This is a genomic window from Parasphingorhabdus sp., assembly GCF_048267785.1.
In the GTDB taxonomy this organism is placed as follows: Bacteria; Pseudomonadota; Alphaproteobacteria; order Sphingomonadales; family Sphingomonadaceae; genus Parasphingorhabdus.
The window spans coordinates 56,526-71,310 of record NZ_JBLWWU010000006.1; the positions used below are offsets into that span (position 1 = coordinate 56,526).

Here is a 14,785-nt window from a genome sequence, read left to right on the forward strand (position 1 = left end):
AGTCTCCTATTTTTTCATACCCGGCTTGACGATGCCAAGATTGACAAGTCCATCCGTGTCAGCCGGTACAGTAAATTCAAAACTCTTATCGATCGTACCATTCGGGCCATATGTTTCAACCAGATAGCGGCGACCGGGGAGCAGGTTCGCAATCGCAAAGCGGCCAACCGAATTGGTGAAGAAGGAAAGCGGTTGCGGATTCTCGCCTTCTTCCACGTCGAGCAGGGTCGTTCGTCCGCCTATTAACGAGACGGGCTTGTCCGCAGTCAACATTAAAGTACCCATTGCGGTGACAAATGCATCGGTTCCGATGCGCGCTGCATAGCCGCTCTTGTAAGATGGATAGACGCGGAATACGCCCGAACCAACATCATAGCCGGTCGGTGGATCTTCGACGTCATACTGTACGGACTGGGTGGAATAGGAACCGAGGAAGTTGTTGACGGCTGCCCCCAACGCGCCGCTACGGCTGATATAATTATTTTCGGCGAGCGACTGTCCGGCAACGACCGCGCGGTCGCCCAGATTTTCGTGGGCGGAAAGCAGCATGAAGCTGTCATTGATTCGCCGACCGACGCCAAACATGCCGTCAGCAAAGGCCAGCGTGGTGCCGACGCGGACGGATGTGGCATTGACCGCCCCGAAATCGGAAAGGCTCGGACCAAAGCTGGCGTGACTGACCGACGCATCGAACCGGTTTGCCGCATAAGCCGCATAGCCTTGGGCGCGCGCGCTGTCGTTCTCATGCGCGACGATCGCGCCGAAGCCAAGGCTGTTCAACTGATTCAGACCTGACTGATTGTAGGATACTTCCTTGAGATCATTACGGCTTTCATATCGTGCTTCGGCCCGGCGGCGATAATCCGGCTGGAATACCAAGCCGATGCTGACGCTGAACCCATTGGCGTTCGATAGTCCCGAAAATTTCGCGTAATCAACCCCGGCCCGGAAAGTCCACTCTCGATTCAGGCGATAATAGCCGGTCGTACCAAGCCGATAGCTATCACCCCTGCCATCCCTGCCTTTGAGATAGGTGGCGGTCGTAGTCGTCAAAAATTTCATCGAGAATTGACGGGTATATTGGCCTGACACGGAATAGGCCGTGGTATTGATTCCCTCGACATTGTTCAATGTCGCAAACTGGGGTGATATATAATCCGCCCGGAGGGTAAAACTGTCGGACAACCCGCTGCGGTCAAAGAAATGCTCATAGCTGATGCCGCCCGCAAATCCTTCCCCGGCTATCTTGGAATGGCTCCCACCGGCATCCAGCAATATGCGTCCACCGTTGCCCAGTACGAACTGAGTCTGGCCCGTCAGCGTTTGTACATCCTTGCTCGCCTGAAGCCCAATTCCGACGGCCGGAGCGTTTATGAAAGCCTTGCGGAAAAAACCGGTAAAGGCGGCATCACCCCGATAATCGGGCGCACGCCCAAAGGTCTCGCTCTGGATACCGAAATAGCCACCATATTCAAAATCACCGGGATCAAGATCAATGGGATCGAGATATTGCTGATAGGAAAGATTCTGAATCGCGCCGCTATTGTCGATGACCTGAATATCGATGTCATTGCTGCCGGCGATCAGCGGCAGCGAACTGAAATCATAGCTGCCGGGCTGCAACCGGAGTTCCCGGTAGAGCGAACCGTTGCGCAGGAAGCGGACGGTCGAATCGCGCTGGATGATCAACTGCCGGTTTGATTGCAGTATCGCTGACCGAAAGGAGTTGAAGCGCCGTTTTTGCCGCACAACGCCGATACCACCCATCGACACGAACGACTGCTGACCCCGTGTTTCCGGGTCCAGATCGCCCAAAAACCACCGGCGAAACTGCTCGGGTTGGTCATAAACCAGACGCGCATAATTGCGCGAGAATTCGTAGGAATCCTCCCCGATGCCAAAACTTTGGCCGAGTTGTGCATCGCCTTCGAACACCACCGGACCGACACGCACCGCTCCGTCAAAATTGATGGTCGGTGGATCCATCTGGCTGCCTTCCCAGATATAGGTTCCGGACGCACTCAGGTTCAGATAAGCGGAAAAACCGGCGGGATCCATAGTAATATCATTGGTGTCATCACGCGGCGGCGCAAACAAATCTTCTACCGCCCGTTGTTCCGGCGAGACGTCGACGACCACCACGGCCAAGCTGCTTGGATCATAGGTTAGCTTTACGCCCGTCATTTCGAGGTCTTCAGGTCCAAAATAAGGCATTGCGCTCAATTTGGATGAAAGATCTCCATGGGCTTCCTCATTGAGGATGGGCGACATCAGGGAAAGGAATGATTCCGATTCGATCTGGAACCGGTCGTCTGCTGTCAAAATTAATGGCACATCGCCCAGACTGCGGTTCTGGAAGGTCAGAGGCACCGTCATTTCGATGTCGCGGTCATAAGGGTTGATATCGGGACGACCATGAGGCCCGACAGGATATTGCGGCTGCGCCGGCGTTGCAGGATCGGCCGGTTTCGGGTCTTGCGGGCCTGTATCGGGCAGCGGTATGGTTACGGGCGGGCTGCCCGGTGCTGTCTGCGGCGGAGCATCAGGCCTTTTCGGCAACGGGATCGATACCTGCGCAAGCAGACCGGCCGACCACAAGGGGATTGATGTCTGGGCATCAGCGGCGCTCGACAACATGGTCATCGGCGCAACGGAGCAGAGAAGGACCCTTGTTTTCACTGTTTGAACGACAGTTTGATTGGACCGGGGCCAAAGCCGGGGACCGCCACTCGGAAAATGCGCGAACCCTGGGCAGGGACATAGCCTGTGCCGATCGCACGGTTCAGTTCATCGGGGGAAATATCCACCCGCAAGAAGTTGCCTTCTGTGTCGGTGCCCACCAGTTGCCAGGTGAAATTCGCCATCATCGCATGGCGACGACCTTCGTTGGTCAGCGTGATGGCCAGCCCTTCCACCATGGGTGGTTCTTCGGCCGCGCCGGGCAGAGGGGGAGGCCGGAAAAATGTTGGTTCTACGACCGTCGCCTTGACATCGGGCTTCGCGCCGGGAGGGGCCACTACGACCAGTGCCCGCATATTGTAGAGCACCTGGACCTGAGCGCCAATGGCATCAGCGGCACCGGGCTCCAGTTGAACGGGCAATTGTTCCACAGACACATAATATGCCTGTGATGTATCCGGTTCGGCAGCGCCGAGCCATTGCAGGCGCACCACCTGACGGCCGCCTGCGGGTAATATGCCCTGTGGCGGGAACATCAGAAAATCTTCGTCAGCGGGCGTTTCGGTAATTGTTCCTTCCGCATCAATTTCCATGCGGAAAACGCGGGTTTCAAATGCCAGATTGCCAGGGTTTATATTCTGGACCTCGATGCGGGCGGTGGCATTGGTGCCACGTGTTTCCATCTCGACCACCATCGGGGAGACGCGCATTGCAAGGGCTGGTGCAGTCAAGGCCGTCAGTGCGGCAAATAATGCCAACAGAGCGTATCCACTTCGCCTCAACATCTTTAAAAGCGTCATATTTTGCCCCCTCAACTCATACAATCAGACATTACGCATAATATAGTAAAGAAAGGGGAAAGATTACTCCTCCCCCTTTCTCGATCAGTTCATTTACGATTTAGAGCGCACGAAGCGTCAGGGTCGTGGTACCGCTATAATCGCCAGCGACCAGGCCTTTGCCGGTTACGACTGGAGCAGTGATGTCGATGTCCATACGCGAACGCCATGCACCCTGCTGTTTCGTACCAGCATTTGCAGAGGTTCCGACGGTCAGCGACTGAGGCGATCCAGCAACCTGAGCGTTAAGCGCAACGCCGGTCCAGCTTGCAGCAACTTCGTAAGGAATGTTTGCCTGGAATTCGTTCGTGTCATAGCCACCTGGAGCAGTGTTTACGAGACCACGAATGTCGTCCTTGGCGATTTCAACATTGTTGTTGAAGTTGCAGCCAGCGGTCAACGTATCGATGTTGGCGACTGCAGGGCCGACCATTTCGAATGCATTGTTGACGTTTTCGTTGTCGCCGGTGCGAACGCCGATAACACCAAAGTCGATGTTACGTGCGTTTGAGTTGTTGCCCGAGTAGAAGGAGCAATCCTTGTTGACCGAGCCACTCAGCGTGAACACGACATCAACGACTGGTGTCGCGGTTTCGGTGTCGCTAGGTGCATCAGCTTGAGCGCGATAGCGTGTGCCAACCTGCGTAGCTACGCCGAGTTCACCAGCGAGAGTGCCGAAAAAGCCAGGATTGGTGATGGTGTAGCCACCAAAAGCCGTACCGGCATAGTGACGTTCACTTGTCTGTGCCGAAGCAGGTGCCGCAGCGACGGCAAGAGCGAGAGCGGCAGCTGCGCCGCAAAGGATATTTTTCATAATCATACTTCCTTTTGTTAAACCGTCCCCCATTAAGCGGAATACGGTCTCAAGTTCGCATCGGTTGGGTCATGAACCAGAGGAGCATCGATGCCTGCTCTCCCGGCGTAAATCCGTCCGCGGCCCACGCCGCAAACGAAGCTCAGATCGGAGAAACCGTGATCGTGATCATCTCCGAATAATCTCCAGCCAGCAATCCGGCCTCACCCGAAGGTATGCCGAGCTCGACGCCCAGAACCATACCGTCCGTGGCGATGCCGCCGTTGCTGGAAATCACGCCACCAGCCATAAGCTGACGGCTTGAAAAAGTTTGGCTGAGCATTTGCGTGGCCGGGTGGCGCACGGGCATCTCAACAACAAGGGAATAGGGAAGCTGGCCGCTAAAGGGGCCCTGACCACCTGGCATCGTGCTGTGGGTCAACGCACCCCGCTCGCCGTTGATGGTCATTGTGAATGGCAGGTTGCAATTGAAGGCGACTTGCGCTGTGCGGTTTAGGCCGCGTCGTTCGAGATTGCCGAAATCCATGTTCGCGATGCCGCCCATGGAACAATATTCTTTGATCGAACCGCTGACGGCGATATCGATGGATTTTGCGTTGTCGATTTCATGGGCGCCAGCAGGCGTGGCCAATGCCATTGCAGCTAATATGGAAAATATGACTCGCATAATCTTGCCCCTAAAAACCCAACCTGCGCGAACGGATTTCTAACCCCTAGAAATCCGTTGACATGTTGCGTTCTCGTTCTGGAAGCCGCGACCCGACTCACTCCCGATTTCGTTAATAAGGAGTTAATACACTTTGCTTCCGCGCCTGACAAATGGGAAAGTTACGAATATCACAATATTTTCACTTGTAAAATAAGCGCTTGCCCTCTGTAAGCCGTTATTTTCTCACGCTTCCGATGGTAAACGGCGGCATTTCAAGCCACGTTCCGATCCAATGCAGTGTCTATAATTGGGACGCGGAGATGCCAAATCTTACCGGTTTTCTTAACCATATCGAGCATTCTCCGCCGGAAAATACACCATTTTGGGGCCATTTTTCGTTGTGTGACGGCCTGTAGGCGATCAGAATCACTTCTTGCGATATTATAAATGGGTTCTTTCCGCCGAACATGGTTCGCGGCAGAAGCAATAGCGCGCCCGTTGGCTACCGGGGCAAAACGCGTAAAGCGCTCCGGCCCCCGCCAAGCCGATCAGATCATGCCAGCAGCGAAACATTCCCGCCGGCGGCGGTTGTATCGATGCAGACATGGCGTTCGATTACGCAACGGTCCGCAAAATCCCGTTCGGAAATCAACGGGATCAGCGCTCCATCACGCGCGGCGAGGGCTTTGCGAATTGCCCGTTGGTCTTCGCTATCGCTCCAGCACACCACGGCATCGAATCCCTGCAATTCGCCCAGCTGCTCACGAGGCAACCATCCGTCCAGTGCCTGTTCGCCCGAAGCAAGCGGCGCGACAACAAGGGGCTGACAACCCGATTTGCGTGCCACCTCTGCCTGCTGCCGCGCTTCGGCCGCACTGGGGCCGAGACACAGGACAACGCCCCGGGGGAAAGTTGACAATATATTGGACTCGCCCGTGGGTCCCGGCATTTCGGTCGCCGAGAGCGCTGCGCTGCCGACCGCAGGCAATGCGTCCAGGGCCGATTGCACGTCACCATTTGTCAGATACGTGCCGCTCGCGATCGGCGACGAGGGATTGTCGCTGGCATAAAAACGCGGCAGATAATGGGGGCCGCCGGCCTTCGGGCCCGTCCCGGACAGTCCTTCTCCGCCAAAGGGTTGGGACCCGACTACCGCCCCGACCTGGTTGCGGTTCACATAGATATTGCCAACGTGCAGCGCGGCGGTGAGTTTGTCGATCCGGCGTTCGATCCGGGTTTGGAGACCAAAGGTCAGGCCATAGCCGCGCCCGTTAATATCATGCACAATCTGTGGCAAATCATCATTGCTGAACGTCGCGACGTGCAGGACGGGGCCGAAAATCTCTTCCTCGAGATCATTGATGCCCTTGACCTTGATCACCGCTGGTCCGACAAAATAGCCGCCGTCCGGTACCCCGAGCTGCTTGACCAACCGGCCGTCCAGCCGGGCTTTGTCGATATGCGCGCTAATTTTGTCATGCGCGGCTTGATCAATAACGGGACCAATATCGGTCGATAGCCACCACGGGCTGCCCAGTTCGAGCGCATCCATCGCACCGCCCAGCATTTTCAGGAACGGTTCGGCAATATCCTCATGTATATAGAGCATGCGCAATGCGGAGCAGCGCTGCCCCGCGGACTGGAATGCCGAAGTCACAATATCACGCACTGATTGTTCGGGGAGAGCGGTTGAATCGACGATCATACAGTTGAGGCCGCCTGTTTCGGCGATCATCATCGCATCGGGCTGGCCCTTTTCCGCCATCGCCCGATTGATCGCCTGTGCTGTTGCCGTCGAGCCGGTAAAACAAACGCCGCTGATCCGGGGATCGCTGGTCAGCGCGGCGCCTACGGTTGCGCCTGCGCCCGGGAGCAACTGGAGTGCAGAGACAGGTACGCCTGCCTCGTGCAGCAAATTGGTCGCCAGTGCCGCAATCAGCGGTGTCGGGTCGGCGGGTTTTGCGAGTACCGCGTTGCCCGCAGCCAGAGCCGCGGCGACCTGCCCGGTGAAGATGGCCAGCGGGAAGTTCCAGGGCGAAATGCAGGTGATGATGCCGCGTGGTCTTGCGTCGCCATATTGTTCAGATTGCACCGCGTAGTAGCGCAGGAAATCGACCGCTTCGCGCAATTCGGCAATCGTATCAAACTGGGTCTTGCCCGCTTCGCGTGCCAATAGTGCGAAAATTTCACCATGATGGTTTTCAAACAGGTCGGATGCGCGGCGCAGGACGTCCGCGCGCTTTTTCGCTGGCGCGTCCCATATCTGCGCATCTTCGATTGCAGCCACGGCCTGAGCGGCATCTGCCTCGATAACTTCGCCCACCTGATTCTCAATGATCGCCGGGTTGAAGATCTTGTGCGATTCACCGCTGATAATCTCGCGCACGGTCAGTGCCGATGATCGCCATAATTTCTCGGCAAACGGCGCACGCTGCGACGTATAGTCGTTCAAATCCTGACGATTGGCCAAATCCCATCCGCGTGAGTTTACGCGCTCCGGTGCGTAAAGCTTGATCGGGTTACGGATTTTTTCCCGGTTTGCTGCCTGATCGGCGGCCAAGGCATCAAAGGGATCGGTTGCGATATCCTCCGCCGCAACCGCATGATTGGCCAACTGGTTCACAAATGATGAGTTTGCGCCATTTTCGAGCAGACGGCGCACCAGATAGGCCAGCAATTCGCGATGTTTTCCGACCGGCGCATAGATTCTCGAACGCACTTGCTCCTTGCGGAGAAGCGCTTCGTGGAGCGTCTCGCCCATGCCGTGAAGGCGCTGGAATTCATAATCCTGCGCGTTGCCCGCCATCTCCAGTATCGCGGCAACGCTATGGGCGTTGTGAGTGGCAAATTGCGGATAGATGCGGTCGGTCATTTTCAACAATTGCGCCGCACAGCAGATATAGCTGATATCGGTCGCCGATTTGGTGGTGAATACGGGAAAATCGGGCACTCCGTCCATCTGTGCGCGCTTGATCTCGCTGTCCCAATAGGCGCCCTTGACCAACCGCACCATGATCTTGCGATCGAGCTGGTTGGCCAGCGTATAGAGCCAGTCGATGACATTGCTGGCGCGTTTCCCGAACGCTTGCACGACCACTCCGAAACCGTCCCATCCTGCCAGCCGCGGGTCGCTCAGGACCATTTCGATCATATCGAGCGACAGGCCAAGGCGATAGGCTTCTTCGGCATCGATATTGAGTCCGATATTGGCATCGCGAGCCGCTCGCGCGAGTTCACCGACGCGATCGGCCAGAGCCGGTATCGCCTTGGCCTGCTGGCTCATTTCATAGCGGGGATAGAGCGCCGACAATTTGATAGATAGCCCCGGATTGTCACGCATGTCTCCGGGTTTGGCAACTTTCGCGATGGTATCGATTGCATCGGAATAGGCGGCAAAATAACGATCGGAATCCTCCTGTGTAATCGCTGCTTCGCCGAGCATGTCATAGGAGAATGTCGCGCCTTGGGCCTTCCATTTGTCGGCCCGTTTGAGCGCCAGTTCCATATTTTCACCCAGTACAAACTGGTTGCCCAATTCTTTCATCGCCCGGCGGACAGCCGCTCGGATAACCGGTTCGCCAAGCCGCTTGATGGCACCGCGAATGGCTTCCAATGGCCCGCGCGTTTCCGGCTCGTGGATCACGCTGTGGGTCATATTGAGCGCATAGGTCGAAGCGTTGACCAGCGCGCTGTCCGATTTACGGATATGGTCGCGCCAGTTCGATGATCCAATCTTGTCTTCGATCAGATCGTCGATCGTTTCATTGTCCGGCACCCGCAAGAGAGCCTCGGCCAATGTCATCAAGGCAAGGCCCTCATCGGTCGACAGCCCGTATTCGCTCAGAAAACTTTCGGTCAGTGTCGGGCCGGATTTACTGCGAACCTCCTTGACAACCTGAATGGCGCGTTCCCTGATACGGACCCGCATTTCATCGCTGGGAGCATATTCGGCAATAAGATAATTGAGCGTTTCCGTTTCATCAGCGCGGTGTTGGTCACGGATTCTGTCGCGGTGGTTGATCAGTGCGTTCATGAGCGGGTTTTTCTACATTAGGGGTGTGAGGAAACGAACAAACGGGTGGCAAAGGCTATCGTTCCGGCTCTTTCGGTTATGCCGATTTATCGTCTTGGGTCAATGACACGCAACGCCAGATTCTGGGGAACGCAAAGACGCAATTTGCTTGCCGAATTTGGCATCATTTTGAAGGATTAGGTTTTCATATATTATCGGGACGCAATGCTGTTGCAGGAAACGGATTTGCCTCACTGCAATCGTCGCCAACAGAATCTGCTTCGCGAGAAATCATATGTCCGGTGCTACCGATTCTGTATGCCGCGGCTCATCCATTCTAGATATATTTTCACATACCCGAAGCAATATCCATAATAGACAGGGTCATCGGAGACGGTCACGGATCATGTCCCGCTGGCCAATCAGGCAGGGCCGTCGCTGTTTATCTTAACCGTTCATCAACCATCATCGTGCAATTGGTGGCAGTATATCTTCGAGGTGGGGGAATATGGACGATTTGCTGGCAGAATTCATAGCGGAAACGCGAGAAATGCTGGAAGCCATGCAAGGCGAACTGGTTACCTGGGAGGCTGATCCCACGGACCGCGCCCGACTGGATACTATTTTCCGCTTCGTCCATACTGTCAAAGGGAGCAGCGGCTTTTTTGACCTGCCACGCATTGAAAAGCTCGGCCATGCCGCCGAAGGCGCGCTGGCGCAGGTTCGCGCCGGCCAGCGCACACCCGATGACCGTCTGATCAATGCCGTCCTGGCAGCCATCGACCGGATTGTCGCGATGGTTGATGCGATTGATGCTGGTGAAGAGTTCCCGGCTGATGGCGATGAAGAATTTATTCAGGCCCTTGAACCGGACGGAGAAAAAAGCATCGATGCAGATGTCCTGGTCGCGGCACAGCTAATCGATGACAAAAAGAAAAACGCGGTCAGGCCAGCCCGGTCGATCCGTCTGCCGGTGTCGTTGCTCGATCGGGTGATGTCGGGGATATCTGACATTGTTCTCGTCCGCAATGAACTGGCCCGCGCTCTTCGCGACACGGATGTCGATCCGATTGTCAGCACTACGTTCGAACGACTCTCCACAATAGTCGATGATGCGCGCGAGGATATTTCCAGGATGCGCATGCAGCGGCTGGAAAATCTCTTCGCTACCCTGCCTCGTCTTGTTCGCGATCTTTCGGCGGAACTGGGCAAACAGGTGATGATCGACGTTGAGGGGGGGCAGGTGGAGCTCGATCGCGAACTGATCGAGTTGCTGCGCGACCCGTTGATGCATATTTTGCGCAACGCGATCGATCATGGAATCGAAACGCCCGCCGAGCGGCTTGCCGCAGGGAAAAACAAACATGGTATGATCCATGTGACGGCACGTCAGACTGGCAATAGCATCTTTATATCAATTACCGATGATGGCGCGGGTATAGATACGGAGAAACTGTCCGGTCGGGCTGTCGCTGCTGGCATAGCCACGGCTGAAGAATGCGCGAGCATGGCGGAAGATGATCGCATCGGGCTAATCTTTCAGCCGGGCATTTCAACGGCAGAAAATGTCACGTCAATTTCCGGCCGCGGCGTCGGGATGGATGTCGTGCGCGCCAATATTGAAAGTCTGGGCGGCAGTATTCGCGTCAGCAGCAAGCCGGGCGAAGGAACACGACTGGTCGTGCTGCTGCCCGCGACACTCAGTATCATTCCAGCCCTGACCGTAAAAGTCGGCGATCAGAACTTCGGTATTCCGCGCTCCTATGTGGAAGAGATTGTCAGTGTCAAATCGCAGTCTCTGGAATTTGATCAGGCGGGCGACACTCTGCTGGTGACATTTCTCGGACAGCGTTTGCGATGCTGTTCTCTCGCGCGGATTCTGGATATTGAAACATGTGATGATCCACAGAATTCCGTGTTGTTGATGATCAGACTGGCCGGTGGCGACTTGTTCGGACTGGCAGTGGATGAGGTGATCGACCATCAGGAACTGGTGATCAAGCCTTTACCACCCGCGATTACCGCAACCAAGCTATATACAGGCAGCTCTTTGCTTGATGACGGAAGTTTGGTGTTGATGCTTTATATTGGTGCGATTGCCGACCGGGAGGGTCTGGTCAGCGACGTCAGCAAGAGCAGTCGAAGGTCAGCACTGGCGGAGCGACAGAAAACCGTTGAAGCAGAAGCGGTCTCCGCATTGCTCATTCTGGGGCTGGACGGGAAACGTTATATCGTCCGGATGGACCCGGTTAGCCGGATTGAAACGGTCGACAGCGACGCGATTCGTATTTCAGACGACAGTGCCCGTGTGGTCATTGACGGAGAAATCTATCCGCTCGCCGGGACGAGCCGTGGAGCCCTTGGCGAAGGTGAGACCAATCTGTTGATATTCAGTGATGGCACAAACCAGATCGCCTACGCCATACAGAATGTCATTGATACAATTCACATTGCCAACGCGGTGATGCCGGAAGAGAAAAAAGGCGAAATTGAAGGTGTTACCTTATATGATGGCGAGGCGGTAGAAGTGCTGGATTGTCATTGGCTGTTCGCACAGCATGCGGGCCATAGCCACAAGACAATATCGAAAACCTGCCAAATTGATGACGATGATCCGTGGGTGCGGTCGATCCTGCGGCCGATGGTCGAGGCGGCGGGTTACACAATAGTGGGCGCAGATAGCAACGAGGCTGTCGATGTCGCGATAACCATGAGTGCGCAACCGTCCGCAGCCCGGCACGCCGGTCAGGTGATTACTCTTACCAACGATCCAGAAGCAGCCGATCACAAGGGTGGCGTCATCTATCGCTATGATCGCGGCACCCTGTTGGCTTCCTTGAACGAAACGCGGAGGAAAGCCTCATGAACATGTCGGTTTTGCTGGTCCAGCTTGCAGGGCAACGTATCGCGATGCCTGCGCTTGAAGTCGACTCGGTTATCGAACTGGACAAGATCACACCCGTTCCGGGAGCGCCTTCCCATATTGTCGGAATCAGTTCGTTGCGCAGCCGGCCATTGACGGTAATCGACTGTGCAAAGGTGATTGAGGAAAATGATATCTATCGCAACGGCAAAAAGACCGCTGCGGTGCTCAATTTCGAGGGCCATGATTATGCACTGCTTGTCGATTCCGTTGAAGATGTCGTGGAAGCCTTCGTCGAGCCGCTGCCGGTTCCAGGCGGAGCGGGAGAAATATGGTCGAAAATTTCCGATGGCTTGATCGAAACGGATATCGGTCCGGCAATGCTGATCGACATTGATGCGGTCATCAATAATCTGCAATAATTTACATTTAAAAAGGCATTAAGGCTTTGGTCAGGCTTAGTGGATAACTTGTTACGATAATTGAGAGAAGCGAAATGACTAAAACCTGTTTGATCGTAGATGATGCGAGTGTGATCCGGAAGGTCTCTCGCCATATTTTGGAGTCGCTCGGTTTCGAGGTTAGCGATGCTGAAAATGGCCTTGTCGGTCTCGAAAAATGTCAAGAGACGGTCTATGATCTGATCCTGCTGGACTGGAACATGCCGGTTATGACGGGCATTGAATTCATCAAGGAACTGCGTTCCCGGCCAAAAGGCCATATTCCCAAGATTGTTTTTTGTACGACCGAAAGCGATGTCAGTCACATTCGTGAGGCGATGACTGCCGGTGCGGATGAATATGTCATGAAACCCTTTGATCACGAAACCTTGCAAATAAAGCTTCAAATCGTCGGGTTTGACTAAGGGCCAGGACATGACAGGGGCCGACATCAATCAAGCTGGTAAAGGGCAGGGCGATCACAAACAGGCAGGAATGATTCGTGTCATGATTGTGGATGACTCGCTGATTGCTCGCACGGTACTGCACAAGATGATCGAACAAACCGGCGATCTTGTCCTTTCAGCAATGGCAAATTGCGCAGAGGAGGCGATTGAAAAACTGTCGCAGGTCGAGGTTGATGTCATTCTGCTTGACCTGGAAATGCCGGGCATGGGTGGTCTGGCTGCATTGCCGGAAATTCTGGCGCGCGCTGGTGGCGCGCGGGTGATTGTCATTTCTTCGCTTACGACAACGGGGGCAGAAGCTACCGTGGCGGCTCTTTCCATGGGCGCTGCCGACACTATTCTCAAGCCGCGGCCGAGCGAATTTACGGCCGATTATCGCAGTGAACTTGCCGCACGTGTCCGCGCTATCGGCATCTCGTCGTCCGAGATTAACCGGCCCGGCGCCGTTCGCAGCGATGAGGTGCGCGCAAAAGTCAACAGGATGTCAAAGCCGGCAAGAGCAATTGCCATTGGCGCGTCTACCGGTGGCATCCATTCGATGAATCAGATGCTGACTGATCTCCCCAAATATATCGACCAGCCGATATTCATCTCCCAACATCTGCCGAGCAGCTTTATTCCCGTCTTCGCACGCCAGATCGAAATCGCATCTTCCCGGACAGCACGAATTGCAAAAGACGGCATGCCGGTGACTGCGGGCGAGATTCTGATTGCACCCGGTGACGGGCACCTCATCGTTGAATTGAAGCAGGGGAAACCGGTCGTACGTATCGCGCGGTATCAGGTGCCCAACGGCTGTTGTCCGTCGGTCGATCCGATGCTGGAATCGCTGGCGAAATGTTTCGAAGGGGCCGTTCTCGGCATCATTCTGTCTGGCATGGGGCGCGATGGTGTGCTCGGCGCCCGGTGCGTTGTCGATGCGGGCGGAACGATCTTGGTGCAGAATAGAGAAACTTCGTCTGTTTGGGGGATGCCGCGTGCCGTGGCCGAAGCCGGATTGGCGTCGGCGATGCTTTCTCCCGAAGAACTCGCAATCCGTATTCTTTCCAGTCGGGTGGCTGCCAAATGGGCATGAACGCCGGATCACAAAAAATCATTGCCGATCTGCTGGCTGCCCGAACGGGGCAGCAGCTTACGGAAGACCGTAGCTGGCGAATCGGTACTGCGCTCTCAGGTATTTTCCGGCAAATCGGCATATCCAATGTCGATCAGTTGGTGTGCCTGCTCGACCAGCCTGCTTATTCGAACTTGGCCCAACAAGTGGTGGAAGCCCTGCTTAATAACGAGACCTATTTTTTTCGTGATCGGGCGATGTTTGACCAACTGTCCCGCCACGTGCTGCCGCAGATTGCGAAGCAGCGCAAAGACGAGAGAACGTTATCTATATTATGTGCGGGATGTTCGACAGGACAAGAAGCGCTGTCACTGGGCATGATGTTGCTGGAACAAAAGACGCGCTGGGCCGGTTGGAAACTGGACATCACCGGAATAGATATATCCCACGAAGCCATAGCGACCGCCCGCGCCAGCACCTATTCGCAATTCGAGATACAACGAGGTCTGCCCGTCTCGCAAATGCTGGCCCATTTCAATGAAACGCCGATGGGTTGGGAAGCCAATGAAGATTTGCGGGCGCTGATGCGGTTCCGGGTCCATAATCTGCTTGATCCGATGTCTACAATCAGACCGTTCGATCTCATCTTGTGCCGGAACGTGCTCCTGTATTTTGATTCAGAGACCCGTCAGCGCGCCTTTGCACGGCTGATGGAGGTTTTGCATCCTGATGGCTGGATCATGCTTGGTGCCGGCGAAACGATTATCGGTCACACCGATGAACTGGCGTTGGTCAAGGGAGGGATCGGACTCTATCGCCCGGTCAAGTCCGATTTGGCAGACCAATATGAAGTTTGCGTTCGTTAGCAGTGGACCGGAAATATTGTAAATGAATGTAAAATAACATTAATCAATCCTTAGCTATAACGATGTAAAGCACTGTCAACTATCCCTTAAAGAGGATATTGG

10 protein-coding genes are annotated in these 14,785 nt (G+C 55.1%); 5 read left to right on the forward strand and 5 right to left on the reverse strand.

Annotated features, from left to right (window positions below):
- Window positions 1-6: 6 nt before the first annotated feature.
- From ACN0VD_RS06480 to putA, 5 genes are all read right to left on the reverse strand, one after another.
- Window positions 7-2,679, reverse strand: coding sequence for a hypothetical protein (locus ACN0VD_RS06480; protein ID WP_417592842.1), 2,673 nt, complete (start codon window positions 2,677-2,679; stop codon window positions 7-9).
- Complete coding sequence (locus ACN0VD_RS06485; protein WP_417592844.1) at window positions 2,676-3,437, reverse strand: molecular chaperone; 762 nt, start codon at window positions 3,435-3,437, stop codon at window positions 2,676-2,678. Before ACN0VD_RS06485 ends, ACN0VD_RS06480 begins: the two co-directional genes overlap by 4 nt.
- Window positions 3,438-3,579: 142 nt before the next feature.
- The gene (locus ACN0VD_RS06490; protein ID WP_417592846.1) at window positions 3,580-4,332 is read right to left on the reverse strand and encodes a hypothetical protein; all 753 of its coding nucleotides are present in this window, start codon (window positions 4,330-4,332) and stop codon (window positions 3,580-3,582) included.
- Window positions 4,333-4,474: 142 nt separating this feature from the next.
- The gene (locus ACN0VD_RS06495; RefSeq protein ID WP_417592848.1) at window positions 4,475-4,999 is read right to left on the reverse strand and encodes a hypothetical protein; all 525 of its coding nucleotides are present in this window, start codon (window positions 4,997-4,999) and stop codon (window positions 4,475-4,477) included.
- 535 nt (window positions 5,000-5,534) lie between these two features.
- Window positions 5,535-9,014 (reverse strand): bifunctional proline dehydrogenase/L-glutamate gamma-semialdehyde dehydrogenase PutA, encoded by a 3,480-nt coding sequence (putA, locus tag ACN0VD_RS06500; RefSeq protein ID WP_417592850.1) that lies wholly within the window; start codon window positions 9,012-9,014, stop codon window positions 5,535-5,537.
- A 487-nt stretch (window positions 9,015-9,501) separates the two neighbouring features.
- Here putA and ACN0VD_RS06505 point away from each other — a divergent pair, with 487 nt between their 5' ends.
- The 5 genes from ACN0VD_RS06505 to ACN0VD_RS06525 all read left to right on the forward strand — a co-directional run bounded on the left by ACN0VD_RS06505 (window position 9,502) and on the right by ACN0VD_RS06525 (window position 14,683).
- Window positions 9,502-11,859, forward strand: a complete 2,358-nt coding sequence (locus tag ACN0VD_RS06505; RefSeq protein ID WP_417592852.1) for a chemotaxis protein CheA — start codon at window positions 9,502-9,504, stop codon at window positions 11,857-11,859.
- Window positions 11,856-12,278, forward strand: coding sequence for a chemotaxis protein CheW (locus ACN0VD_RS06510; protein WP_417592854.1), 423 nt, complete (start codon window positions 11,856-11,858; stop codon window positions 12,276-12,278). The genes ACN0VD_RS06505 and ACN0VD_RS06510 overlap by 4 nt, the downstream gene beginning before the upstream one ends.
- A 74-nt stretch (window positions 12,279-12,352) precedes the next feature.
- Entirely contained in the window at window positions 12,353-12,721 is a 369-nt protein-coding gene (locus ACN0VD_RS06515; RefSeq protein WP_417592856.1) for a response regulator, read from the forward strand.
- 10 nt (window positions 12,722-12,731) lie between these two features.
- A complete protein-coding gene (gene cheB, locus ACN0VD_RS06520; protein WP_417592857.1) occupies window positions 12,732-13,838 on the forward strand; it encodes a chemotaxis-specific protein-glutamate methyltransferase CheB in 1,107 nt (368 codons plus the stop codon).
- Window positions 13,829-14,683 (forward strand): CheR family methyltransferase, encoded by an 855-nt coding sequence (locus ACN0VD_RS06525; protein WP_417592859.1) that lies wholly within the window; start codon window positions 13,829-13,831, stop codon window positions 14,681-14,683. The genes cheB and ACN0VD_RS06525 overlap by 10 nt, the downstream gene beginning before the upstream one ends.
- The last annotated feature ends 102 nt before the right edge of the window (window positions 14,684-14,785 follow it).